This window comes from Promicromonospora sp. NPDC060271 (assembly GCF_042726755.1).
Taxonomy (GTDB): domain Bacteria; phylum Actinomycetota; class Actinomycetes; order Actinomycetales; family Cellulomonadaceae; genus Promicromonospora.
Map to the genome: position 1 here is coordinate 1 of NZ_JBHXBG010000096.1, position 21,879 is coordinate 21,879.

Consider the following 21,879-nt stretch of genomic DNA (forward strand, 5'->3'; position numbering starts at 1 on the left):
GTGACGGTGCGCCCCCTCACGTCTTTTCATGAGCGGCCCCGGGCCGCTCCACCCGAGCAGTACCTGAGAGGATCGAGACATGGCCAGCTTCGTGGACCGGGTGGTTCTGCATGCCGCCGGCGGTAACGGCGGGAATGGCTGCGCCTCGATCCGCCGGGAGAAGTTCAAGCCCCTGGCGGGGCCCGACGGCGGCAACGGCGGCGACGGGGGCTCGGTGAAGCTCGTCGTCGACGCGAACACCACGACCCTGCTCGAGTACCACCACTCGCCGCACCGTCGGGCGACGTCGGGCACCCAGGGGATGGGCGACGACAGGGACGGCGCCAAGGGCGGCGACCTGATCCTGAAGGTGCCGGACGGCACGGTCGTGAAGGACCTGGACGGCAACGTCCTGGCGGACCTCGTGGGCGACGGCGCGGAGTACGTCGTCGCGGCCGGCGGTAAGGGCGGTCTGGGCAACCGGGCGCTCGCGGGACCGAAGCGCAAGGCTCCCGGTTTCGCGCTGCTCGGCGAGGAGGGCGAGACCGCGGAGGTCGAGCTCGAGGTCAAGACGATCGCCGACGTCGCGCTCGTCGGCTTCCCGAGCGCCGGCAAGTCGTCCCTGATCGCCGCGATCTCCGCCGCCCGGCCCAAGATCGCCGACTACCCTTTCACCACCCTGGTGCCGAACCTGGGCGTGGTGCAGGCCGGCCAGTCGAGGTTCACCGTCGCGGACGTCCCGGGCCTGATCCCTGGCGCGAGCGAGGGCAAGGGTCTCGGCCTGGAGTTCCTGCGGCACATCGAGCGCACCGCGATGATCGTGCACGTGCTCGACTGCGCCACCCTTGAGCCCGGCCGTGACCCGATCAGCGACCTCGACGTGATCGAGGAAGAGCTGGCCAGCTATGCGGGGGACATCGGCATCGAGGGCGGCCGGGTGCCGCTCGGCGAGCGACCCCGCCTGGTGGTGCTCAACAAGATCGACGTGCCGGAGGCACGCGAGCTCGCGGAGTTCGTGAAGTCGGACCTCGAGGAGCGCGGGCTGCGCGTCTTCGAGATCTCGACCGCCAGCCACGAGGGTCTGCGCGAGCTGAAGTTCGCGCTGGCCGAGATCGTCGAGAAGGCGCGCGCCGCGGCGCCTCCGCCCGCGCCGGCCCCGGTCGTGCTGCGCCCGCGTGCCGTCGACGAGGCGCGGTTCACCGTGCGCCGCCTCGGTGGCGACGAGACCGGCTTCTGGTTCGAGGTGCGCGGGACCAAGCCGGAGCGCTGGGTGAAGCAGACGGACTTCAACAACGACGAGGCCGTCGGCTTCCTCGCGGACCGGCTCGCGAAGCTCGGCGTCGAGGACGGGCTGTTCAAGGCGGGCGCGGTCGCCGGCGACGAGGTGCGCATCGGCGACCCGAAGAACGCCGTCGTCTTCGACTGGGAGCCCACGCTGCAGACCGGGCCCGAGCTGCTCGGCGGCCGCGGCACCGACCTGCGCCTGGAGCAGAACTCCCGGCCGACGCGCGGCGACAAGCGCAGGGAGTTCAACGAGCGCATGGACGCCAAGACCGAGGCCCGGCGCGAGCTGTGGACCGAACGCGAGGCCGGCCACTGGACGGACCCCGACGCCGACTGACCGGTGGCGGGTGACCGCTGCGTGAAATGACCGCGCGTCAAGGGCGGTACTCCGGCGAGGATGGGGGCGTGAGCTCCAGCGAACCCTCGGTCAGCCCTCAGGACGCCCCGCGCGCCCGGTCCGTGATCGCCGGCGCCCGGCGCGTGGTCGTGAAGATCGGCTCGTCGTCCCTGACGGGCCCGGACGGACATCTCGACGTCGGGGCGCTGCGCGGGGTCGTCGAGGTCCTCGCGGCGCGGCAGGCGGCCGGAGCCCAGGTCGTGCTGGTCACCTCGGGCGCGGTCTCGGCGGGTATCGGCCCGCTCGGTCTCGGTTCGCGGCCTCGCGACCTCGCGACCATGCAGGCGGCGGCGTCGGTGGGCCAGGGCCAGCTCGCCGGCCGGTACCAGGAGGAGTTCGCGGCGTTCGGGATCCAGATTGGCCAGATCCTGCTCACCGCGGAGGACACCGTCCGCCGTGCCCGCTACCGCAACGCGCAGCGAGCCCTCGAGCGCCTGCTCGCGCTCGGCGTCGTGCCGGTCATCAACGAGAACGACGCGGTCACCACCGACGAGCTGAAGTTCGGCGACAACGACCGCCTGGCCGCGCTCGTGTCGCACCTCGTGCGGGCCGACGCGCTGCTGCTGCTGACCGACGTCGACGGCCTGCACGACGCTCCGCCGTCGCGCCCCGGCGCCCGGCGCATCCCGCAGGTCGACGACCTCGCCGAGATCGCGGGCGTCGAGGTGACCGCGCGCGGCAGCTCGGTCGGCACGGGCGGCATGGTCACCAAGCTGGAGTCGGTACGCATCGCCACCGGCGCGGGCGTCCCCACCGTCCTGACGCTCGCGAGCAACGCGGCGGCCGCCCTCGCCGGGGACGACGTCGGCACCTTCTTCTCGGCCACGGGACGCCGTACGTCGGCGCGCCGGCTGTGGATAGCGCATGCGGCACGCACGGAGGGCCGCCTCCACCTGGACGACGGCGCCGCGCGTGCCGTTCTCGGCGGCCGCGCCTCGCTCCTGCCCGCCGGGATCACGAAGGCGGAGGGCCAGTTCGACGCGGGTGACCCCGTCGAGCTCGTCGGCCCCGACGGCACGGTGGTCGCGCGCGGGCTCGTCGCCTTCGACGCGAGCGACCTCCCCGCGCTCCTCGGGCGCTCCACGTACACGCTCCGCGAGGAGCTGGGGGAGGGTTACGACCGCGTGGTCGTGCACCGGGACGACCTCGTGCTCGACCGGCCGGCGGGCTGACAGACCCGGCCGGGGACCGATCTCACCGAGCCCGGTCCATCGCACGGCGGCGCCGACCGTCCACACCACGGATTCGCCCTCGGCTCCGGCCCTCGTCCGACGTACTCTCGACGCATGACGACAGTGAGCCAGGACGAGGCGACACGTACCGGAGGCGACGCTCCCGGGGCAGCCACGCCGCCGTCGGGCGCCGCGGAGGTGGACGTCACCGCCGCGGTGCGCGACGTCGCCCGGCGCGCGAAGGTCGCGTCGCGCACTCTCGCCACGGCGAACCGCATGACGAAGGACGCCGCCCTCGGTGCGATCGCGAGTGCCCTGGTCGACGCGGCGGACCGCATCGTGGCCGCGAACGCCGAGGACCTGGAGCGCGGGCGCGCGAACGGGATGTCCGACGGGCTCCTGGACCGTCTCGCGCTGACCCCGGAGCGGATCGCGCAGATCGCCGGCGCGCTGCGCGACGTCTCGGCCCTGCCCGACCCGGTCGGCGAGGTGGTGCGCGGGCAGACGCTGCCGAACGGCCTGCGCCTGCGGCAGATCCGCGTGCCCATGGGTGTGGTCGGCATGATCTACGAGGCCCGGCCAAACGTCACGGTCGACGCGGCGGGCCTGGCGCTGAAGTCCGGCAACGCGGTGATCCTGCGTGGGGGGAGCGCCGCGGCGGCGTCGAACGAGGTCATCGTCACGGTGATGCGGGACGCGCTGACGGCCAACGGCCTGCCGGCCGACCTGGTCCAGACGATCGACGCGTACGGCAGGGCCGGCGGCGTGGCGCTCATGCGCGCCCGCGGCCTGGTGGACGTGCTGATCCCGCGGGGCGGCGCCGACCTCATCCAGACGGTGGTCCGCGAGTCCCTCGTGCCCGTGATCGAGACCGGGGTCGGCAACGTGCACGTCTACGTGGACGCCACCGCCGACGTCGCCATGGCCGTCGCGATCGTGATGAACGCCAAGACCCAGCGGGTCGGCGTCTGCAACGCCGCGGAGACGCTGCTCGTGCACCAGGACGCCGCGGCGGACTTCCTCCCGGCGGCGCTCACGGCGCTGTCCGACGCCGGTGTCGTGCTGCACGGCGACCCGGCGGCCATGGCCTTCGCCCCGGCCGGTGCCGACATGGTTCCGGCGACGGACGAGGACTGGGCGACCGAGTACCTCGCGCTGGAGCTCGGCGTCCGGGTGGTCCCGTCGCTCGACGAGGCGATCGAGCACATCCGCACCTGGTCCTCCGGGCACACCGAGGCGATCGTGACGCGCGACATCGCGGCGGCCGACCGGTTCGTCGCGGAGGTCGACTCCGCGGCGGTGATGGTCAACGCGTCCACCCGGTTCACCGACGGCGGCGAGCTCGGCCTGGGTGCCGAGATCGGCATCTCCACGCAGAAGCTGCATGCTCGTGGTCCCATGGGACTGACCGAGCTCACCACCACGAAGTGGGTGGTGACGGGGGACGGGCACGTCAAGCCGTGACGGCCCGGCGGCGTCCCGAGATTTCCCCAGGATCTCCTTGCGGCCCGGTGCCACGATGTACAGGCCGCAATTCGTCCGTGAGAGACTAAAGCTCACCTGAGCACGTCCGACTGGGAGGAACCCCCGTGCTGCACAACGCTGTCCTGGCCGCCGAGGCCGCAACGGAGCACGCCAACGAGCCGATCGCACCGATCGTTCTCGGCCTGATCGCCTTCGGCTCCCTCGTGGCCGCGCTGGTCGTCACGTACGCGTTCCGCAACGTCGGCAACCGACACTGATCCGCCTGACGGGAGCCTGACGACCAGATGAGCGCACCCACGGTATGAGTGCCCCTACTGGGAGCAGGCCGCGCATCGGGGTGATGGGCGGTACGTTCGATCCCATCCACCACGGCCACCTCGTGGCCGCCAGCGAGGCGGTCGCCCACCTGGGGCTGGACGAAGTCGTCTTTGTCCCGACGGGCCGACCAGGATTCAAGCAGCAGCAGCGGGTCACCCAGGCCGAGCACCGTTATCTCATGACGGTGATCGCGACGGCGTCGAACCCCCGCTTCACGGTGAGCCGCGTCGACATCGACCGAGCGGGGCTCACCTACACGGTGGACACCCTCCGGGATCTGCGCCAGCAGCGGCCGGAAGCGGACCTCTACTTCATCTCCGGTGCGGACGCCATCCAGCAGATTCTCCGGTGGAAGGATGCCGAGAAGCTGTGGGACATGGCACACTTCGTCGCTGTCACACGGCCAGGGCACAAGCTCTCCGTTGACGGGCTTCCTCGGGACGGCGTGACGACGCTCGAGGTGCCCGCGCTAGCCATCTCCTCGACCGACTGCCGTCGTCGGGCCGAGGAGGGGTTGCCGGTCTGGTATCTGGTGCCTGACGGCGTGGTCCAGTACATCGCCAAGCACGGACTGTATCGAGGTCTTCACGATGAGTGACAACAAGGGTCGTCCCATGACGCGCCGCGAGATTCGCGAGCGTGAGGCTGCCGCTGCGGCCGCAGCCGCCGGTGGTACCGGCGGCAGCGCCTATCCGCCCCAGGGCGGGCAGCAGCCTCCGCACCGTGGAGCGCCCGCGCCCGAGGGTGGCGGCTGGTCGCCGCAGAACCCGCCGGTCGCCCCGCCCCCGCAGGCGACGGGTGGCTCGCGCGGTGTGGACGCGACCGGTCGCCTGACGCCCGTGCAGCAGCCTGGCGGCAACCCGCCGCCGTACGCCCCCGGTGCGCCCGGGCAGGGCCGGCCGGGCGCCGCGCCGTCCGGTCCCAGTGGTTTCGCTCCCGGTCGTGGCCAGCAGGCCCCGGGGCCCGGAGGGCCCGGCCAGCAAGGCCCGGGCGGACAGGGACCTGGTGGACAAGGCCCGCAGGGTGGGCCGCCCAGCCCGTTCGGCCCTCGCCCGTCCGCCGCGCCGGTGCCCCCCGCCCCGCAGCAGGGACGCTCGGGGAGGTTCGGCGGGCAGAACGCCCCGCAGGGCCCCGGTCCCGGCATGCCTCCTGCCGCCGGTAGGCCCGGCGACCCCGGCCAGACGTCGCAGTGGGGACCCCCTCCTTCCGGGCCCACCCAGTCGCCGTCGGGCCCGCCGTCACCGTTCGGGGCACGACCCGGCGCACCCGCCGGCCTCGCCCAGCAGCGTCCCGGGAGCCTTGCCCCGCCTGCCGCTGGCCCGTCCAGCGGTCCGCTGGCCGGCGGCGCGCCCGCACCCGCGCCCGCGCTTCCCTGGGAGTCCGGTGCGCCGGCGGCCCCGCAGTCACTGCCGCCGGGCGGCGCACCGCCCGCCCCCGGTTCCCCGTTCCCCGGGCGTCCCGGTGCGGGTGGCCCCGGCGGCCCCGGCTCCGGCCCGGTGGGCGGTCCTGGACAGCAGTTCCCGGGCGCACCCGGTGGCCAGTTCCCTGCCGGCCCCGTCGCGCCGTCCCGCACCTCCCGCCGTGAGGTGGAGGAGGAATGGGACGAGGAGGAGGACGAGGGCCCGCAGTACACCTGGCTGCACTACATCATCCTGGTGGTCGTGGCGTTCGTGCTCGGCCTCCTGATCTGGCACCTGGTGCTCAAGGGCGACAGCGGTCCCGTCACGGATGCCGCCGCCCTGCTGGGCAGTCTGCCGGGCGGCCTGCCCGGCCTCAACGGAGGAGATGCGGCATGACCGCTACGGAGCGGGCCACGGAGCTCGCGATCATCGCTGCGCGAGCCGCGAGCAGTGTCAAGGCGCAGGAGATCATCGCGCTCGACGTCAGCGAGCAGCTCGTGCTCACCGACGTGTTCCTCATCGCGTCCGGTGCCAGCGAGCGTCAGGTCTCGGCGATCGTCGACGCCGTCGAGGAACAGCTCTTCAAGGAGGGCGTCAAGCCGATCCGCCGGGAGGGCAAGGCCCAGGCGCGCTGGGTGCTCATCGACTTCGGTGACGTCGTCGTGCACGTGCAGCACGCCGAGGACCGTACGTACTACGCGCTCGAGCGGCTGTGGAAGGACTGTCCGCCCATCGACCTCCCGGAGGACGCCCAGGGCGGCGGCGACACCGGCGAGTACAGCGACCCCGACGACGGTGCCATCTATCTTGCGGGGGACTCGCGCCGGTGACCGCTGGGACGGTAGTGCTGCTGCGCCATGCGCGCACCGCGTACAACGCGGGACTGCGGCTGCAGGGTCAGATCGACATCCCGCTCGACGAGGTCGGGCGGTGGCAGGCGGAGCAGGGCGCCACGGCCCTTGCGGCATCGCACAAGGCTTCCCTCGTGGTCGCCAGCGACCTGGGGCGTGCCAGGGACACGGCAGCCGCCTACGCGCGGCACGTGGGCCTGGAGGTCGTGACCGATGCCGGGCTGCGTGAGCGTTCGTTCGGCATCTGGGAGGGCATGACCGACGCCGAGATCGCGGAGCGCTGGCCGGACGAGCACGCGGTCTGGCGCAGCGGCGGGGAACCCCCGGTCGAGGGCGTCGAGTCGAAGGACGTGGTCGCCCGCCGGATGGAGGAGGCGGTGCTGCGGCACGCCGAGGCGCTGAGTGCGGGGGAGACCCTGGTGGTGGTCTCGCACGGTTCGGCGATCACCCAGGCGATCACCCGGCTGCTGGGCCTCGACCCGGCCATCTGGCGTGGTCTGCACGGCCTGCACAACGTGCACTGGTCGCACCTGCACGCCTCCGCCCCGGGCGCGGCACCGGCGTGGCGCCTCGTCGCGCACAACGTGGGCGCCGGATACCCGCTCGACACCTGGCAGTCGGGGCCGGAAGCCCGGCAGTAGCCGCTTCGGTTCTCGGCGGCTTTCCCGGCGTCGTTCCCGGCGTGATGGAACGCACGCGGGTTTTGATTTGGTCCCTGGCGTCGGTCTGCATAGACTAACCACGCTCGCCCGGCCTGATGGCTGGGGGAGACCAGTTCGGGGCTGTGGCGCAGCTGGTAGCGCACCTGCATGGCATGCAGGGGGTCGGGGGTTCGAGTCCCCCCAGCTCCACCGATATGAATGACGCGGGACATCGTCGATCGATGTCCCGCGTCATTGTCGTTTCAGGGGGCGTTCGTCAATTTCCGCTGCGGCGTCAGCTCGTTCGAGCAGGATCTTGTTCTGATGAGGTCACAGGTTGACCGCTATGCGACCTAGGGTCGTTTCAGGACGAGCGAGAGGTGGAGCCATGACGCAGCAGGTGCGCAGGATCCCGGATGGTTATCACGCGGTCACGCCCTATGTCATCGTCAAGGGCGCGGCGAGGTTCGTCGCGTTCATGGAGAAGGCGTTCGGAGCGACCGACCGCGGGCAGGTGTTCAACGACGACGGCACCATCGGGCACGCCGAGGTCCAGATCGCCGACTCCGTCGTCATGACGTTCGATGCGAAGCCGGACTGGCCGGCCACGCCCGGCTTCCTGACGCTCTACGTCGAGGACTGCGATGTGGTGCACAGGGCCGCGCTCGACGCCGGAGCGACGACCGTGACGCCGCTCTCGACCAACGCGTGGGGTGATCGCGGCAGCCGGATCCGGGATCCGTTCGGGAACATCTGGTGGATACAGAGCCATGTCGAGGACGTCCCGGAGGACGAGATCATGAACCGTATGAGCGACGATGCCTTCGTGGCTGACATGGCCCTCTCCACCGAGACACTCGACCACGAGATCCGCCAGATCGGTCGGCGGCCATGAGCGACGTGACCGACAGCCCGATCGGCTGGGTGAACGCGCACGTGAGGCGCTACGTCGAGTCCGGCGGATCGAGCGGTCACCGCTGGTCGGGTACCGACACCCTGTTGCTCACGACCCGCGGCAGGCGCACGGGCCTGCTGCGGCGCACCGCGTTGATCTACGGGCGAGACGATGATCGTCTCGTCGTCGTCGGCTCGAACGGTGGCAAGGAGCATCACCCGGACTGGTACCTGAACCTGCAGCACGACGGGGAGGTGCGGGTTCAGGTCGGCGCCGAGATCTTCGACGCGCGCGCCGAGACGGCCTCCGGAGCCGTGCGGGAGCGGCTGTGGGGTGTGATGGTCGAGATCTTCCCCGAGTACGACCGGTTCCGGACGAGGACGGCGCGAGAGATCCCGGTCGTGGTCATCACGCCGCGCTGAGTCACCGGGTCCGTACCTGGTCGCGGACCCGACGTGGTCATGAGCGAGGCAGGTCGCGACCGCAGGTGTGTCGACGGTCACCACCGCGTCGGCGCCGGCGTCATTGACCTCAACCGAGGTTGAGGTTCTAGCGTCGGACGCATCGACATCTTGCGATGAGAGGACCGGAAATGCCTGTCTACACCCTGCCTGAGCTGCCCTACGACTACGCGGCGCTCGAGCCGCGCATCAGCGGGCGGATCATGGAGCTGCACCACGACAAGCACCACGCCGCGTACGTGGCGGGCGCCAACGCCGCGCTCGACGCGCTGGCCGCGGCCCGGGAGAGCGGCGACCTCGCCGCGGTGAACCTGCACGAGAAGAACCTCGCGTTCAACCTGGGCGGGCACACCAACCACACGGTGTTCTGGCACAACCTCTCGCCCGAGGGTGGCGGCGAGCCGGACGGCGAGCTCGGCGCGGCCATCACCGACCAGTTCGGCAGCTTCGCGGCGTTCAAGGCCCACTTCGGGGCTGTGGCGACGGGTATCCAGGGCTCCGGCTGGGCGGTGCTCGGCTGGGACAGCATCGGCGGGCGGCTGCTGGTGTTCCAGCTCTTCGACCAGCAGGCGAACGTGCCGCTGGGCGTCACGCCCCTGCTGATGCTCGACATGTGGGAGCACGCCTTCTACCTGGACTACCTCAACGTCAAGGCCGAGTACGTCAAGGCGTTCTGGAACCTGGCGAACTGGTCCGACGTCGCGGGGCGGCTCGACCGGGCGCGCGCCACGACGGGAAGTCTGATCACCGCCGCGTGACCGCGAGGGGGTTCCCCGGGTGGGCAGCGTCGGGCAGGACGGCTCGCTTTGGTCCAGCGGCCGAATCGGTCTAGACTGACGACGCTCGCCCACCTGGGCGAACGCCCTTTCGGGGCTGTGGCGCAGCTGGTAGCGCACCTGCATGGCATGCAGGGGGTCGGGAGTTCGAGTCTCCCCAGCTCCACCGAAAATCTGGTCAGAGGCCATTCCGGAATCCTTGAGCTGAGGAGGACGGGATGGCCTCTCGCCATGAGTTCACCGGATCTGGACGGAAACCGTCCTGGCCGGACATGTTCCGGACATTTTGAAATGTCCCCAGGATGGCCCGCGAACGCGGTTACGACGTCCCCCTCTGACGGGCGAGATTGGTCATACCGACGCAGACCGCGCACCCCAGGCGTCGGGTGTTCCGCGACCCGCCCTCACGGGAGAAGATCGTGACAGAGAAGGCAATGACCGCGTCACCGACGACGCCGCCCGCCACGACAGCGCGCCTGGTGGCGCTCGACGTCGACGGCACGCTCGCGATGGACGGGAGCATCCCCGACACGACGGTGACAGCGGTCCAGGCGACCGTCGCGTCAGGCCATCACGTGGTGATCGCGACGGGCCGGTCCCTGATCGGGGTGGCACCGATCGTCGAACGGCTCGGGCTGCGCCGAGGCCGCGTGATCTGTTCCAACGGTGCCGTGACCGCGTGGATCAGCGGGCACCGTCTGGTCGTCGAGGACGCGGTGCGGTTCGACGCGGGCCGCGTGCTGCAGCGGGCCCGGGACGCGATCCCGGACGCACTGCTCGCGACCGAGGTCCTCGGCAAGGGCTACCAGGTCAGCGCCCCGTTCCCGGACGGGCTGCTCAACGGCCGGCAGCACGTCGTCGGGCGCACACCCGACCTGTGGGCCGCGCCCACCACGCGCGCCGTCGTGCACGCGGCCGACGTCGCCCGGCTGGGACGAGAGCTGGGCTGGCTCGACGTGACCGTCACTCTGGGCTCGACCACGGAGCCCGGCGACTGGCTCGACCTGACGGCGCCGAGCCTCTCGAAGGCAAGCGCCCTGGAACGCGTTCGCCGTCACCTGCGAGTTGCCCCCGAGCACACCATCGCGGTCGGTGACGGGCACAACGACCTGCCGATGTTCGAGTGGGCGGCTCGCGCGGTCGCGATGGGGAACGCGCCGGCCGAGGTCCGGTGTGCGGCCGGCGAGGTGTGCGGGAGCATCACCGAGCACGGCGTGGTGGACGTGCTGCGTTCGATCGGAGGGGCGCGATAGACCGCGCGGTCAGGGGAGCACCGGACCGACCGAGACCATCAGGCAGAGCGCCAGGACGGCCACGAGCGAGAACCGGAACATCTGCCGCGCCCAGCGGTCGTCGTCGTCCGCCCGGAGCCCCGTGACTCCGAGCCACGTCCAGTAGGCGCCGACCGCGCCCATCACGACGGTGTAGACGATCCCTACGTAGCCGAACACGGGCAGGAGCAGGGTCGAGACCACGAACGCCACGGTGTACGCGAGGATCTGGATCTTCGTGTTGCGGATGCTCCGGACCACCGAGATGACCGGGACGCCTGCCCTGGCGTACTCCTCGTGCCGGTAGATCGCGATCGAGTAGAACTCGGGCATCTGCCAGAGGAAGACGGCGAGGAAGACGAGCACCGCGCCGACGTCGACCACACCGGCGACCGCCACGTACCCGGCCAGGATCGGCGCCGCACCCGAGACGCTACCGACCAGCGTGCCGTGGATCGAGAGGCGCTTCGAGAGCATCCCGTAGAGCACGACGTAGACGACGAACCCGCCGAGCCCGACGGCCACCACCAGCCAGTTCGTCCAGGCGACGAGCATCGCCATGCCGGCGACGCCGAGCACCACACTGAAGACGACGGCGGGCCGCGCCCCGATGCTGCCGGTGACCGTCGCCCGCTTCCTGGTGCGGTCCATGACGCCGTCGATGTCGCGGTCGAGCACGTTGTTGAGCACGCATGCCGACGCGATCACCAGCGTCGTGCCGACGACGAGAGCCGCGAACAGCCAGAGGTCCACCTGCCCACGGCTCGCGAGCAGGAAGCCCGCGGCGGCCGTCAGCACGTTGCCGTAGAGCACGCCCGGCTTCGTCAGGGAGTAGTAGCGCGTGAGCGTGTCACGAACGGTCGTACCGTCAGCCCGGGCCGCGAGCGCTCCGTCGGTGCCGTCGACGCCGGTCAGGGTCGGGGGCTGCTTGATAGCGGTCATCCGGCGTGTGTCCGGACCACTACGCGGGAGAACCCGCCGTTCGAGCTGAGGGGTGTTCTCGGATCCACCGGCTCAGCCTACGTGAGCGGGCGCCGCCGAATGGTTCACTGGTGCCCTGCAAGCCCCTCGGAGACGGAAAGGGCGCGGCTCGCCGACGAGCCCAGGTGTCGCATGACGGACAAGGTCGACCTCAAGAAGAGCCTCGACGCGTACCAGGCGAAGGCAGGCCGGTTCCGGCTGCTGGACGTCCCCGACCTGCAGTACCTCATGATCGACGGGCACGGGGACCCGAACACCTCGCCCGCCTTCACCGAGGCCGTCGAGGCGCTCTACCCGGTGGCGTACGCGCTCAAGTTCGCGGCCAAGCGCCACCTCGGGCGGGACTTCGTCGTCATGCCGCTGGAGGGTCTGTGGTGGGCCGAGGACATGAGCTCCTTCACCGCGGAGCGGGACAAGGCGCGCTGGGACTGGACCCTGATGATCATGCAGCCCGACTGGATCGACGAGGACATGTTCACCGCCGCCGTCGCGCAGGCCGGGACCAAGGGGCCTCCGGCCCGGCTCGCGGACCTCCGCCTGGAGCCGCTGTCCGAGGGGCGATGCGTGCAGACGCTGCACGTCGGCACGTTCGACGACGAGGCGGACGTGCTCGCGCGGATGCACGACGAGTTCATCCCGGCGGGCGGCCTCCGCATGGTCGGCAGGCACCACGAGATCTACCTCAGCGACCTGCGCAGGGTCGCACCGGCGAAGCAGCGGACGATCCTCCGGCAGCCGGTCGCGGCATCCCGCTGATCCAGCAACAGGTCATGGCGCCACCCCCACGGCGTCGGCCAGCGCGAGCACCGCGGCCCGCGACCCTGCGTGCACCCGCACCTCGACGCGGTGCACCAGCCGCGGGGCCGTGAGCGGCACGATCGTGAGGCCGTCGGGCGGCAGGAGGTTCCCCGGTGCGGCGTGCAGGCCGTGGCCCGCGCCGACGAGCGCCGCGACCGTGTCCGCAGAGGTCCCGCTGTACGTGGTGCCGCGACGCAGGCCCATCCTGGCCGCGGACGCGAGCGCCGCCGTCGAGCAGGTCGTGCCGGACGTACCGAGCCACCGTGCGTCGGTGAGGGCCGCCAGCTCGATCCCTGGTCGCCGCGCGAGGGGGTGAGCGGAGGGGAGCAGCACGGCGATCGGCGCCTCCAGCACCACCCGCACCACCAGGTCGGGACCCGAGCCGGGCAACGGGTCGCCGGGCGCCGCGATGCCGTCGACGACCGCCACGTCCGCGCCACCCGACATGAGGGCCGCGGCCGCCGCGGCGGCATCGTCGACGACGACGGAGGCGAGCCGGCCGGCGACCGGGAGCAGCCGCTCCGTCGCCGGCGTGACGGCCACCGAGACCGGCGTGTCCTCGTCGCGCCCGGTCACCCGGGCCACCGCGGCTCGCGCGGCCTGCTCGTGCGCCAGGATCTGCCGGGCATGCCTGAGGAACTCACGCCCGGCAGGCGTCGGGGCGACCGTCGGGCGCCGGGTGAGGAGCGGCGTGCCCGCCGTCCGCTCGAGACCCGCGACGTGCTGCGAGACCGCGGACTGGGTGAACCCGAGGGCGCTCGCGGCCCGCGAGAACGAGCCCGTCTCGGCGACGGTGGCCAGGCTGAGCAGGGCGCGGGTGTCCACGGCGCCAGTATCTCCCGGCGGCGGCTCGGGTATCAGCGATCGCGATTCGGGCATCGGCATTCATCGTTGGACCTGATGCACGGCGGCGGCCCAGCATGGACGCATGAACCCCACACGCATCGCTCTGGTCGGGGACCGCTCGACGGCGGTCCGGGCGCACGAACGCATCCCCGAGATCGCCGGCCGGTACGACGACGTCGACCTGCACTGGCTCTCGACCGCGGAGCTCGCGCCCGCCGAGGCGGCGGCGTTCGACGGCGTCTGGGTGGTCCCCGGTTCCCCGTACGCCGACGAGGACCGGGTCGTCGAGACGATCCGCGCCGCCCGGACAGGCGCGACGCCGCTGCTGGGAACGTGCGGCGGGTACCAGCACATGGTCCTGGAGTTCGCGCGCAACGTGGTCGGCGTCAGGGCGCGGCACGCCGAGAGCCCGGCCGCGGGTGGTGCGGACGCCGGGGACGCGCCGGCGTCGACCGCGCTCATCACCGAGCTGGCGTGCTCCCTCAAGGGCCGCAGCGGACAGGTCGACGTGGTGCCGGGCAGCCGGGCGGCAGCGGCCCTCGGTGAGCGGAGCTTCGAGCGCTTCCACTGCTCGTTCGGGCTGACCGCCGCCGACGCCGAACCGCTGGTGGCGGCCGGGCTGGTCGTCTCGGGGGCGAGCCCGGAGGGTGAGCCTCGGGTGGTCGAGCTGCCGGGGGACGCGTTCTGGCTGGGCACGGCGTTCCAGCCCGAGCTGGCGGACGCGCAGCCGCACGCCGTCATCGAGGCGTTCGTCGCGGCTGCCCGCGCGCGGGCGGTCCGGCGTGCGGCGGGTGCCGACGTGGCGGCCGTCCGGTGAGCCGTCCCGTGAGCCCTTCGGCGAGGTACGTGACCGTGCCCGGGTACGGCGGATCCGGCCCGGCGCACTGGCAGACGCACTGGGAGCTGGACCTGCCGGCCGTCCGGTTCCGGCCTGCCTCGTGGGACCTGCCCGACGCGCGGGACTGGGCCGACGCGTTGACCCGTGCCGTGTCGGACGGCGGCCTGTCGGACGGAGGCCGCCCGGTGTTCCTCGTCGCGCACAGCCTCGGCTGCCTGACCGTCGCCTCGTGGCTCGCCGAGCGCGGACCGGACGTGGTGGCCGGCGCCCTGCTCGTCGCCGTTCCCGACGCTTCGGGGCCGGCGTTCCCCGCCGCGGCGACGGCGGGCGGCTTCGAGGTCGTCCGGCGCCGGCTCCCGGTCCCGGTCACCGTCGTCGTCTCGGAGGACGACCCGTACGCGGCCGCCGGCTGGACGCGGGACCTGGCCGCCGTGTGGGGCGCGGAGGTCGTGGGGATCGGGGCGGCCGGGCACGTGAACGAGGCGAGCGGCGTCGGCCCGTGGGAGGCGGGGCGGGAGATCCTGCGGGGCTTCATGTCCACCCTGGGTACGACGACGATCAGTCCTCGGGCCGATACCGGTGGGGGCGCCGGTCGTTAGGTTCGTGCCATGACCACCGTGGACCACGCCCCGCCCCGCCCCGCGACGCTCTCCCGCCCGGTCGTGCGCCTGGGGGTCGCCGTGGTCCTGAGCTTCCTGCTGGGCGGCCTGACGTCCTACGCGCAGGGGTTCCTGCCGGACGCGTTCGTCTCCTTCGCGAACTCGGCCAGCGGCTGGACCGTCCTCACGGCGGCGCTCGTGTACTGGTCCCGGGCACGTACCGGACCCGCGGCGGTGCTGGGGGCCGCGAGCTTCGTGCTCCTCGTCCTCGGGTACAGGGTCGCGTCGCAGGTGCGCGGATTTGTCTATGACCCGCTGCTCTTCTCCGTCGTGGGAGTGGTGGTCGGACCGTTCGTGGGTGTCGCGGCGTCGTGGCTGCGGGCCACCGGCGTCCGCGCAGCCCTCGGTGCGGCGCTGCTGGCGGGCATCGGCGTGGGAGAGAGCATCTACGGGCTCACCGTCGTCGGGGACACGACGAGCCCCGTCTACTGGACGCTGATCGGCGTGGCCGGGCTCGCGCTCGTGGCCGGCCTGCTCGTACGACGCATTCGGGGTGCGCTGCCGGTCGTGCTCGCGGTCGGCGGCACAGCGGTCGTCGCGGTGGCGTTCTACGTCGCCTACGCAAGCCTCGGTTAGCCGGTCACGGCTGGGCTGCGCGTCAGGGACGCTGTTTGAGAATCGTTCTCATCTCTGGTTCACTCTTCCTCAGTACCGAGAATGATTGTCATTCTAGAAGGAAGGAGCGGGTGGTCCCGATCGGACCGCCCCACCACGATGAGACGAAACACCACTCGCACAGCCGCCGGCCTGGGGGCCGCGCTGTCCCTGTTCCTGCTGAGTGCCTGCGCGGCCGACGGGGGAGCCTCGGAGTCCCCGTCGGCCGGCGCCGACGAGCACGAGGCGCCCGACGCCACCGAGATGCAGTCGCGCACGCCACGCGTCGCCGTCACGTATGACGGCGGTGTGCTGGTGCTCGACGCGATGAGCCTCGAACCGGTCGGCGACCTCGCGCTGGAGGGCTTCAACCGCCTCAACCCCGCCGGTGACGAGCGCCACCTGCTCGTCTCGACGGCTGGCAAGTTCCAGGCGCTCGATCTGGGTACCTGGGCCGAGGCGCACGGCGACCACTCCCACTACTGGACCTCGGAGCCCAGGCTCACCGACGTGGCGTACGACGCCGTCGAGCCCGGTCACGTAGTGGTCCACGAGGGTCGCACCGCGCTGTTCGACGACGGCACGGGCGAGGTCCGCGTGATCGACTCGGAGCACATCGCCGACGCCGACGCCGCGGCCCGCGAGTACACGACGCCGGCGCCCCATCACGGCGTGGCGGTCGAGCTGGCCGACGACACGCTCGTGGTCTCCGAGGGCACGGAGGAGGCGCGCACCGGCATCCGGGTGCTCGACGGAGACGGCAAGGAGATCGCGGCCTCCGACGAGTGCCCGGGCGTGCACGGCGAGTCCGTGGCGGCCGACGAGGCGGTGGTGATCGGCTGCGAGGACGGCGCCGTGGTCTACAAGGACGGCAAGATCACCAAGGTCGACTCCCCGGACAGCTACGGCCGTATCGGGAACCAGGCGGGTACCGAGGAGTCGCCGTACGTGCTGGGCGACTACAAGACGGACAAGGACGCCGAGCTGGAGCGGCCCACGCGGGTGTCGATCATCGACACGCGCAACGGGGAGCACGAGCTGGTCGAGCTGCCGTCGTCGTACACCTTCCGCTCGCTCGCGCGGGGCGACGACGGCGAGGCCCTCGTGCTCGGCACCGACGGCCAGGTCCACGTGATCGACCCCGAGTCGGCGAAGCTGACGAAGTCGATCCCCGTGATCGACGAGTGGGAGGAGCCGATCGAGTGGCAGGAGCCGCGGCCTGCGATCCTCGCCCTGGACGGCTCCGTGTACGTCACCGACCCGGCGACCGACTCGATCCACGCGATCGACATCGAGTCCGGCGAGGTGTGGAAGTCGGCGGAGCTCGGCGTCACGCCGAACGAGCTGAGCGGCGTACTGGGCACGGAGGCGCACACGCACTGACCAGGCGCCGGGGCGTGCCCTCCCCAGGAGGGTGCGCCCCGGCGTGGTGCTCGGCCCGGGAGGGTCAGCCGGTCGGCAGCTCGTCGAGACCGGCCGGTGTGCCGAGCACTCGCCAGCACACGTAGCCGCAGACGGCGAGCGCTGGTGCGCCGCTGAGGATGCTGGCGATGCCGAGCGCGGTCACCTGTTCTGCGACGTAGAGGGGGATGAGGACCGCCGCGGCGATACAGAGCTTGGCGAGAAGGACTCCGGTGCAGAGCTGGTAGAGGCGTCGCTGAGCCGGATCGTGCCGCCAGCCGAACCTCCGGCCTCGTGCCAGCCCGACCGCTACGCCGACGAGCGGCCACCGCACCAGCATGGACACCAGGACGAGCGCGGCCAGGGCGACCTGCCAGATCACGTCCAGGAGAAAGAAGCCGACGGCGGTGCCTGTGCGCCCGGCGAGCACGGCGGAGAGCCCGACCGCTCCAAGGCTGACCAGCGCCGACCGGTATTTCCGGTCGGCTCGGAACCGGGCCACGGTGAGAACAGCCACGGTGGTGACCGCCGCCAGGGCGGCGACCATGAGGCGGTCGGTCAGCAGGAAGACGATCAGGAAGAGGGCCTGGGACGCGACGGCTTCGGCCACGGTCCGCCACCCGCCCCAGGCGTTGAACAGGGACAGGGCCTTCTGCGTGCGGGGGCCGGACCTCATGCGCTCGTGCCCGTGGGTCGGCCCTGCGGCCGGGCGCCAGGGAAGGACGCCGGTCGTGCGTCGGCCCCGCGCATCGCCTCCTCGTAGGTGCCGATCGCGGCGAGCAGGCCCTGCTTTCCGCCCGCGACCTCGATGAGGAGCTCGTTGAGCCGCTGGGCGTCCCACATCGCCGAGTTCGCGCCGAAACCTGGTGCCGCGTGGGCCGCGTCGCCGAGCAGTGTCACGTTGCTGGCGGTCCAGGGCGACGTCGCGGTGAGGCTGCCGATGCTGAGCCTCGCGAGCGTCGCCGGCCGGGCCTGCTCGACCACCTGTCGCAGCGCGGGATGGGTCGCGGCGGTCAGCTCGCGGGCGTGCCGGCGCACTGCCTCCGACGAGTCGTCCGTACCGCGGTGCTGCGCTGAGGTGGGCAGCGCCCACATCAGGTAGTCCTCGACCTCGCTCACCCCGCCGTGGCGGAGCGCGGCCTGCCAACGTTCCCGCAGCGCGGGCGGCGGCGCGGTGAAGCGTACGGCGGCGACGATCATCGTCGTCCCTGTGACCTGTACCTTGGCCGGGTTGTCGCCGATCAGCTCGGGCAGCCCGGTCCCGGCCAGGGAGCTGAGGGGGGTCGCGCCGAGCAGCGTGCACCGCCCCGTGTCGAGCACGCGCACGTGCGGCAGGTACTGCCGTCGCACGACCGAACCGATCCCGTCCGCACCGACCAGCAGGTCGGCGGTGTCCGTGCTTCCGTCGGCGAACCGCGCCCGCACGGTGCTGTCGCTCCGCTGCTCGAACCCGGTCAGGGCGGTTCCGAACCGCACGACGTCCGACACTCCGCTCAGCAGCACCGCGCGCAGCAGCTGCCGGTCGACGGGCCGACGGTTCGCCGACAGGTGTGGCGCGTTCTCGAACGACTGCGAGCCGCTGACCACCAGGGCGCCGTCCTGCTCGGTCAGTGACAGCACGCGGTCCCTGCGCGCTCCCACCGCCGCGCTCATCATGTCGAGCTGTTCAGGGGCCAAGCAGGCCCGCAGGGCCGTCGTCGCCTGGTCCTCCAGGTGCAGGCTGACTCCCTGCGACCGGCCGTGCTGCTGGTTGCGTTCATAGACCACGACCTCGATACCCGCCTGCCGCAGTCCGTTCGCCAGCGTCAGGCCGCCGGGTCCCGCGCCCACCACGATCACTCGCATCCCTCGTCCTCCGGATTCTTCATCGCTTGGTGGAGAACGGTAGCAGAGATTCTTCATCATTGGATGAAGAATCTCTGCTAGCCTCCGGACATGACGGAGCACCAGCCCAAGCGCTCGGGACGATGGCGGTCCGGCGAGGAGAGCCGGCAACGGATCCTGGACGCGGCCCGCGCGCAGTTCCGCGACCACGGCTACAGCGGCACGACGGTGCGTGCGGTCGCGGGTGCGGCCGGCGTCGACTCGGCGATGGTGTTCTACTTCTTCGGCAACAAGCGGGGCCTGTTCGACGCGGCCATCGACCTGCCGCCCCAGGTCGGTCCGGCCATCGACGCGCTCTTCCTGGGCGGCGTCGAAGACCTCGGCGTGCGCATCGTGCGCACGCTCCTGGAGAGCCTGGAGAAGTCCGACGACGCACCGTTCGTGGCCCTCACCCGGTCCGCGTCCACCCACGACGAGTCCCAGGTGCTGCTGCGTCAGTACGTCGACCGGGAGTTCACCGGCAGGATCACGGCGACGCTGGGGACGCCAGATGCCCCGCTGCGCGCCGGCATGGTCGGCGTCCAGGTGCTCGGCCTCGCGATGGCCCGGTACGTCGTTCGCCTGGAGCCGCTGGCCTCAGCCTCCGTGGACGAGCTGGCCGCGTGGTTCGGCCCGCTCGTCCAGCACTGCCTCACCGGCCCGACCGCGGCGCCGGCGGCCACCTGACCCGGGCGAGGTGAGCCCGCGCGCCGTGCTCAGCCGCCCAGGTGCCTGATCGTCTCCAGCATGTCGGTCACCGAACCCGCGGGGTCGGTGATCGGCATCTGCACGTGCGCGACCGAGCCGGACGGTGAGACCAGGAGGGTCTGGCGCTTGTACCGCTCCTGACCCGCGGTCCGGAACAGCGGCAGCCGGAGGTGGGCGGCCAGCAGGGCGTCGCCGTCCGACGCGAGGCGGTAGGGGAGGCGGGAGAAGTCCGCGAACGCGGCGAGCTCGTCGGTGCGCTGCGTGCTGATCCCGATCACGTCCGCGCCGAGCGCCGCGAAGTCGGCGTGCCGTGCCGCGTAGGTGGTGGCCTCGAGGGTGCAGCCCGCCGTCCCCGGGACCTGGCCCCAGGCCGGCGGGGCGTCGCCGGGTGCGAACGCGCCCGGGAACAGGAACAGCACCCGCCACCTGCCTGGCGTCTCCCCGCCGACGGCGACGGTGGTGCCGTCGTGCGTGGCGAGGCTCAGCTCCGGCATCGGCCGGCCCGTCAGCTCGTGGACGCGCCGGGTCTCGGCGGAGTCGCCGGCCGGTGACGCGGAGACGCTGCCGTCCCCGAGCAGGTACCGGTCGCCGAACTCCTGCATGGCGACCAGGACCGAGAGCAGGCCCTCACCCTTCTCGGTCAGGACGTAGTCGTGGCGCGGCGGGTGCTCCGAGTAGGCGCGCCTGACCAGGATCTGATGGTCGACGAGCGTGCCGAGCCGCTCGGTGAGTGCCCGCCTGCTGATGCCGAGCGAACCCTGGATGCGGTCGAACCGGGTGAGCCCGCCCGCGATCTCGCGCAGGACGAGCCAGGCCCACCAGTCGCCGACCACGCCCATGGTCTGGGCGATGCCGCAATCGGTGTCGGAGAGGTCTGCGTACCGCATGAGCTCCATCCTCGTGCACTCGTGGTCGTGGCTGCGCACCCGCTAGTGTACGTTCCAAATTGGAACTGACTAGGAGTGTGGAGCCCATGACACGGATCGAACCGGCCCCGGCCACCACCGGTGGGCCCCCGGCCACGCGGGCCTTCTGGACCTACTGGACGGCGAACGCGACGAGCACCCTCGGCACGGGCGTCACCGCGGTCGCGCTCCCGCTGGTCGCGGTCCTGGTCCTGGACGCGGGCCCGAGCCAGATGGGCCTGCTGGCCGCCGCGTCCTACGCCGCGTGGCTGGTGCTCGGCCTGCCGGCCGGCGCGCTGGTGGCGCGGTCACGTGTGCGGGGCATCCAGGTCGCCGCCGACCTCGTCCGGGCGGCAGCGATCGGGTCGGTGCCGGTCGCCTGGTGGCTCGACGCGCTCACCTTCGGCCACCTCGTCGCGGTGGCCCTCGTGGTCTCCTTCGCGAACGTCCTGTTCGACACCGCGAACACGACGTACTTCGTCTCCGTCGTGCCGAAGAACCGCATCCAGGACCGCAACAGCCTGATGAGCGCCACGCACGGCGTCGGCGAGCTCGCGGGGCCGTCCCTCGGCGGGCTCCTCGTCCAGGCGGTGGGTGCCGTGGCCGCACTGCTGGTCGACATGGTCAGCTACGTCGTCTCCGCGATCCTGCTACGGACCCTGCCGGAACAGGCCAGGGCGACCCAGGCGGCGTCGGGCACCCCGATGCGCACCCTGATCGCCGAGGGGTGGCGGTACGTGAGCCGCCACCCGATCGTCGGTCCGTGCACCTGGGCCGCCACCCTGATCAACTTCGTGAGCGGCGGGCAGCTCGCCCTGTTCACCCTCTACCTGGTGCGTGAGCTGCACACGCCCACCGGTCTGGTCGGGCTGCTGCTCGCCGCCGCGGCGGTCGGCTCGATCCTCGGCGCCGGCGCCGTGCCCTGGCTGAGCCGCCGGATCGGCTCCGCGCGGCTGGTGGTCGCCGCCTCGTTCACGAGCGTCGCCGGGGCGGCGGTGATCCCGCTGGGCACCGGAACTCCCGGGATGGTCGCGTTCGCCGCCGGCAGCGCGATCTTCTCCACCGGTGTGGTCTGGTTCAGCACCGCCACGCGCACCTACCGGTTCGTGTCGACGCCGCCCGAGCTGCTGTCCCGCGTCATGGCGACCGTCCGGTTCGTCTCCTGGGGCGGCATCCCCGTGGGCGGTCTGCTCGCGGGCCTCTTCGCCGACGCGTTCGGGCTCCGGGCCGGCATCGTGGCGCTCGCGGTGGCCATGCTCGGCGCGCCCCTCGTCCTCCTGGCGAGCCGGGTGCGCGGGCTGCGCGACTTTCCTGAGACGTGACGAACGGCCTCGACGGGCCCGACCACTGGTGGTC

The 21,879-nt window shown here is 72.0% G+C and carries 24 protein-coding genes and 2 tRNA genes; 21 read left to right on the forward strand and 5 right to left on the reverse strand.

The window, feature by feature from the left end:
- Nucleotides 1-79 precede the first annotated feature (79 nt).
- The 14 genes from obgE to ACFWE2_RS15700 all read left to right on the forward strand — a co-directional run bounded on the left by obgE (nucleotide 80) and on the right by ACFWE2_RS15700 (nucleotide 10,912).
- The gene (gene obgE / locus ACFWE2_RS15635; RefSeq protein ID WP_377225138.1) at nucleotides 80-1,600 is read left to right on the forward strand and encodes a GTPase ObgE; all 1,521 of its coding nucleotides are present in this window, start codon (nucleotides 80-82) and stop codon (nucleotides 1,598-1,600) included.
- Nucleotides 1,601-1,668: 68 nt separating this feature from the next.
- Nucleotides 1,669-2,832, forward strand: a complete 1,164-nt coding sequence (proB, locus tag ACFWE2_RS15640; RefSeq protein WP_377225139.1) for a glutamate 5-kinase — start codon at nucleotides 1,669-1,671, stop codon at nucleotides 2,830-2,832.
- 114 nt (nucleotides 2,833-2,946) lie between these two features.
- Complete coding sequence (locus tag ACFWE2_RS15645; protein WP_377225140.1) at nucleotides 2,947-4,296, forward strand: glutamate-5-semialdehyde dehydrogenase; 1,350 nt, start codon at nucleotides 2,947-2,949, stop codon at nucleotides 4,294-4,296.
- A 125-nt stretch (nucleotides 4,297-4,421) separates the two neighbouring features.
- Nucleotides 4,422-4,574, forward strand: a complete 153-nt coding sequence (locus ACFWE2_RS15650; RefSeq protein ID WP_165827280.1) for a hypothetical protein — start codon at nucleotides 4,422-4,424, stop codon at nucleotides 4,572-4,574.
- 44 nt (nucleotides 4,575-4,618) lie between these two features.
- Nucleotides 4,619-5,233 (forward strand): nicotinate-nucleotide adenylyltransferase, encoded by a 615-nt coding sequence (nadD, locus tag ACFWE2_RS15655; RefSeq protein ID WP_377225141.1) that lies wholly within the window; start codon nucleotides 4,619-4,621, stop codon nucleotides 5,231-5,233.
- Complete coding sequence (locus tag ACFWE2_RS15660) at nucleotides 5,226-6,431, forward strand: hypothetical protein (RefSeq protein ID WP_377225142.1); 1,206 nt, start codon at nucleotides 5,226-5,228, stop codon at nucleotides 6,429-6,431. The genes nadD and ACFWE2_RS15660 overlap by 8 nt, the downstream gene beginning before the upstream one ends.
- A complete protein-coding gene (rsfS, locus tag ACFWE2_RS15665; RefSeq protein ID WP_377225143.1) occupies nucleotides 6,428-6,865 on the forward strand; it encodes a ribosome silencing factor in 438 nt (145 codons plus the stop codon). The genes ACFWE2_RS15660 and rsfS overlap by 4 nt, the downstream gene beginning before the upstream one ends.
- A complete protein-coding gene (locus tag ACFWE2_RS15670; protein WP_116676443.1) occupies nucleotides 6,862-7,527 on the forward strand; it encodes a histidine phosphatase family protein in 666 nt (221 codons plus the stop codon). Before rsfS ends, ACFWE2_RS15670 begins: the two co-directional genes overlap by 4 nt.
- 137 nt (nucleotides 7,528-7,664) lie before the next feature.
- A tRNA-Ala gene (locus ACFWE2_RS15675) sits at nucleotides 7,665-7,737 on the forward strand.
- A 178-nt stretch (nucleotides 7,738-7,915) separates the two neighbouring features.
- On the forward strand, nucleotides 7,916-8,422 hold the full coding sequence (locus ACFWE2_RS15680) for a VOC family protein (RefSeq protein ID WP_377225144.1): 507 nt from the start codon (nucleotides 7,916-7,918) through the stop codon (nucleotides 8,420-8,422).
- Entirely contained in the window at nucleotides 8,419-8,844 is a 426-nt protein-coding gene (locus ACFWE2_RS15685; protein ID WP_377225145.1) for a nitroreductase/quinone reductase family protein, read from the forward strand. The genes ACFWE2_RS15680 and ACFWE2_RS15685 overlap by 4 nt, the downstream gene beginning before the upstream one ends.
- A gap of 170 nt (nucleotides 8,845-9,014) precedes the next feature.
- On the forward strand, nucleotides 9,015-9,641 hold the full coding sequence (locus ACFWE2_RS15690) for a superoxide dismutase (RefSeq protein WP_377225146.1): 627 nt from the start codon (nucleotides 9,015-9,017) through the stop codon (nucleotides 9,639-9,641).
- Nucleotides 9,642-9,752: 111 nt separating this feature from the next.
- Nucleotides 9,753-9,825, forward strand: a tRNA-Ala gene (locus tag ACFWE2_RS15695).
- 253 nt (nucleotides 9,826-10,078) lie between these two features.
- Nucleotides 10,079-10,912 (forward strand): HAD family hydrolase, encoded by an 834-nt coding sequence (locus ACFWE2_RS15700; RefSeq protein ID WP_377225147.1) that lies wholly within the window; start codon nucleotides 10,079-10,081, stop codon nucleotides 10,910-10,912.
- 9 nt (nucleotides 10,913-10,921) lie between these two features.
- On the opposite strand, the gene cyoE is transcribed toward ACFWE2_RS15700, so the two are convergent.
- Complete coding sequence (cyoE, locus tag ACFWE2_RS15705) at nucleotides 10,922-11,872, reverse strand: heme o synthase (RefSeq protein WP_377225148.1); 951 nt, start codon at nucleotides 11,870-11,872, stop codon at nucleotides 10,922-10,924.
- Nucleotides 11,873-12,043: 171 nt separating this feature from the next.
- Here cyoE and ACFWE2_RS15710 point away from each other — a divergent pair, with 171 nt between their 5' ends.
- Nucleotides 12,044-12,667: a GyrI-like domain-containing protein gene (locus ACFWE2_RS15710; RefSeq protein WP_377225149.1), complete on the forward strand. Its 624-nt coding sequence runs from the start codon at nucleotides 12,044-12,046 to the stop codon at nucleotides 12,665-12,667.
- A gap of 12 nt (nucleotides 12,668-12,679) precedes the next feature.
- On the opposite strand, the gene ACFWE2_RS15715 is transcribed toward ACFWE2_RS15710, so the two are convergent.
- Nucleotides 12,680-13,534, reverse strand: coding sequence for a LysR family transcriptional regulator (locus ACFWE2_RS15715; RefSeq protein WP_377225150.1), 855 nt, complete (start codon nucleotides 13,532-13,534; stop codon nucleotides 12,680-12,682).
- A gap of 103 nt (nucleotides 13,535-13,637) precedes the next feature.
- Between ACFWE2_RS15715 and ACFWE2_RS15720 the strand changes: the two genes are divergently transcribed.
- The 4 genes from ACFWE2_RS15720 (at nucleotide 13,638) to aztD (ending at nucleotide 17,029) form a co-directional block, all read left to right on the forward strand.
- Nucleotides 13,638-14,372 (forward strand): hypothetical protein, encoded by a 735-nt coding sequence (locus ACFWE2_RS15720; protein WP_377225151.1) that lies wholly within the window; start codon nucleotides 13,638-13,640, stop codon nucleotides 14,370-14,372.
- 8 nt (nucleotides 14,373-14,380) lie between these two features.
- Complete coding sequence (locus ACFWE2_RS15725; RefSeq protein ID WP_377225152.1) at nucleotides 14,381-14,992, forward strand: RBBP9/YdeN family alpha/beta hydrolase; 612 nt, start codon at nucleotides 14,381-14,383, stop codon at nucleotides 14,990-14,992.
- Nucleotides 14,993-15,001: 9 nt separating this feature from the next.
- Entirely contained in the window at nucleotides 15,002-15,628 is a 627-nt protein-coding gene (locus tag ACFWE2_RS15730; protein WP_377225153.1) for a DUF6518 family protein, read from the forward strand.
- Nucleotides 15,629-15,766: 138 nt separating this feature from the next.
- Entirely contained in the window at nucleotides 15,767-17,029 is a 1,263-nt protein-coding gene (gene aztD / locus ACFWE2_RS15735) for a zinc metallochaperone AztD (protein ID WP_377225154.1), read from the forward strand.
- 64 nt (nucleotides 17,030-17,093) lie between these two features.
- Here the strand turns inward: aztD and ACFWE2_RS15740 are convergent, their stop codons facing one another.
- Complete coding sequence (locus ACFWE2_RS15740) at nucleotides 17,094-17,723, reverse strand: DUF3159 domain-containing protein (protein WP_377225155.1); 630 nt, start codon at nucleotides 17,721-17,723, stop codon at nucleotides 17,094-17,096.
- Complete coding sequence (locus ACFWE2_RS15745; protein ID WP_377225156.1) at nucleotides 17,720-18,892, reverse strand: FAD-dependent oxidoreductase; 1,173 nt, start codon at nucleotides 18,890-18,892, stop codon at nucleotides 17,720-17,722. The genes ACFWE2_RS15740 and ACFWE2_RS15745 overlap by 4 nt, the downstream gene beginning before the upstream one ends.
- Nucleotides 18,893-18,982: 90 nt before the next feature.
- Here ACFWE2_RS15745 and ACFWE2_RS15750 point away from each other — a divergent pair, with 90 nt between their 5' ends.
- Nucleotides 18,983-19,597, forward strand: a complete 615-nt coding sequence (locus tag ACFWE2_RS15750) for a TetR family transcriptional regulator (protein ID WP_377225157.1) — start codon at nucleotides 18,983-18,985, stop codon at nucleotides 19,595-19,597.
- A gap of 29 nt (nucleotides 19,598-19,626) precedes the next feature.
- Here the strand turns inward: ACFWE2_RS15750 and ACFWE2_RS15755 are convergent, their stop codons facing one another.
- Complete coding sequence (locus tag ACFWE2_RS15755) at nucleotides 19,627-20,505, reverse strand: winged helix-turn-helix transcriptional regulator (RefSeq protein WP_377225158.1); 879 nt, start codon at nucleotides 20,503-20,505, stop codon at nucleotides 19,627-19,629.
- Between the two features lie 86 nt (nucleotides 20,506-20,591).
- Between ACFWE2_RS15755 and ACFWE2_RS15760 the strand changes: the two genes are divergently transcribed.
- Nucleotides 20,592-21,845: an MFS transporter gene (locus ACFWE2_RS15760; RefSeq protein ID WP_377225159.1), complete on the forward strand. Its 1,254-nt coding sequence runs from the start codon at nucleotides 20,592-20,594 to the stop codon at nucleotides 21,843-21,845.
- Nucleotides 21,846-21,879 lie beyond the last annotated feature (34 nt).

What these genes read in the sequence shown, in the direction of transcription:
- ACFWE2_RS15685 (WP_377225145.1), top strand. Translation starts at nt 8,419, where the DNA reads ATGAGCGACGTGACCGACAGCCCGATCGGCTGGGTGAACGCGCACGTG.
- ACFWE2_RS15680 (WP_377225144.1), top strand. Translation starts at nt 7,916, where the DNA reads ATGACGCAGCAGGTGCGCAGGATCCCGGATGGTTATCACGCGGTCACG.
- nadD (WP_377225141.1), top strand. Translation starts at nt 4,619, where the DNA reads ATGAGTGCCCCTACTGGGAGCAGGCCGCGCATCGGGGTGATGGGCGGT.
- cyoE (WP_377225148.1), bottom strand. Translation starts at nt 11,872, where the DNA reads ATGACCGCTATCAAGCAGCCCCCGACCCTGACCGGCGTCGACGGCACC.
- ACFWE2_RS15755 (WP_377225158.1), bottom strand. Translation starts at nt 20,505, where the DNA reads ATGCGGTACGCAGACCTCTCCGACACCGATTGCGGCATCGCCCAGACC.
- ACFWE2_RS15660 (WP_377225142.1), top strand. Translation starts at nt 5,226, where the DNA reads ATGAGTGACAACAAGGGTCGTCCCATGACGCGCCGCGAGATTCGCGAG.
- ACFWE2_RS15710 (WP_377225149.1), top strand. Translation starts at nt 12,044, where the DNA reads ATGACGGACAAGGTCGACCTCAAGAAGAGCCTCGACGCGTACCAGGCG.
- aztD (WP_377225154.1), top strand. Translation starts at nt 15,767, where the DNA reads ATGAGACGAAACACCACTCGCACAGCCGCCGGCCTGGGGGCCGCGCTG.
- ACFWE2_RS15745 (WP_377225156.1), bottom strand. Translation starts at nt 18,892, where the DNA reads ATGCGAGTGATCGTGGTGGGCGCGGGACCCGGCGGCCTGACGCTGGCG.
- ACFWE2_RS15750 (WP_377225157.1), top strand. Translation starts at nt 18,983, where the DNA reads ATGACGGAGCACCAGCCCAAGCGCTCGGGACGATGGCGGTCCGGCGAG.
- ACFWE2_RS15730 (WP_377225153.1), top strand. Translation starts at nt 15,002, where the DNA reads ATGACCACCGTGGACCACGCCCCGCCCCGCCCCGCGACGCTCTCCCGC.
- ACFWE2_RS15740 (WP_377225155.1), bottom strand. Translation starts at nt 17,723, where the DNA reads ATGAGGTCCGGCCCCCGCACGCAGAAGGCCCTGTCCCTGTTCAACGCC.
- ACFWE2_RS15760 (WP_377225159.1), top strand. Translation starts at nt 20,592, where the DNA reads ATGACACGGATCGAACCGGCCCCGGCCACCACCGGTGGGCCCCCGGCC.
- rsfS (WP_377225143.1), top strand. Translation starts at nt 6,428, where the DNA reads ATGACCGCTACGGAGCGGGCCACGGAGCTCGCGATCATCGCTGCGCGA.
- ACFWE2_RS15720 (WP_377225151.1), top strand. Translation starts at nt 13,638, where the DNA reads ATGAACCCCACACGCATCGCTCTGGTCGGGGACCGCTCGACGGCGGTC.
- obgE (WP_377225138.1), top strand. Translation starts at nt 80, where the DNA reads ATGGCCAGCTTCGTGGACCGGGTGGTTCTGCATGCCGCCGGCGGTAAC.
- ACFWE2_RS15690 (WP_377225146.1), top strand. Translation starts at nt 9,015, where the DNA reads ATGCCTGTCTACACCCTGCCTGAGCTGCCCTACGACTACGCGGCGCTC.
- ACFWE2_RS15645 (WP_377225140.1), top strand. Translation starts at nt 2,947, where the DNA reads ATGACGACAGTGAGCCAGGACGAGGCGACACGTACCGGAGGCGACGCT.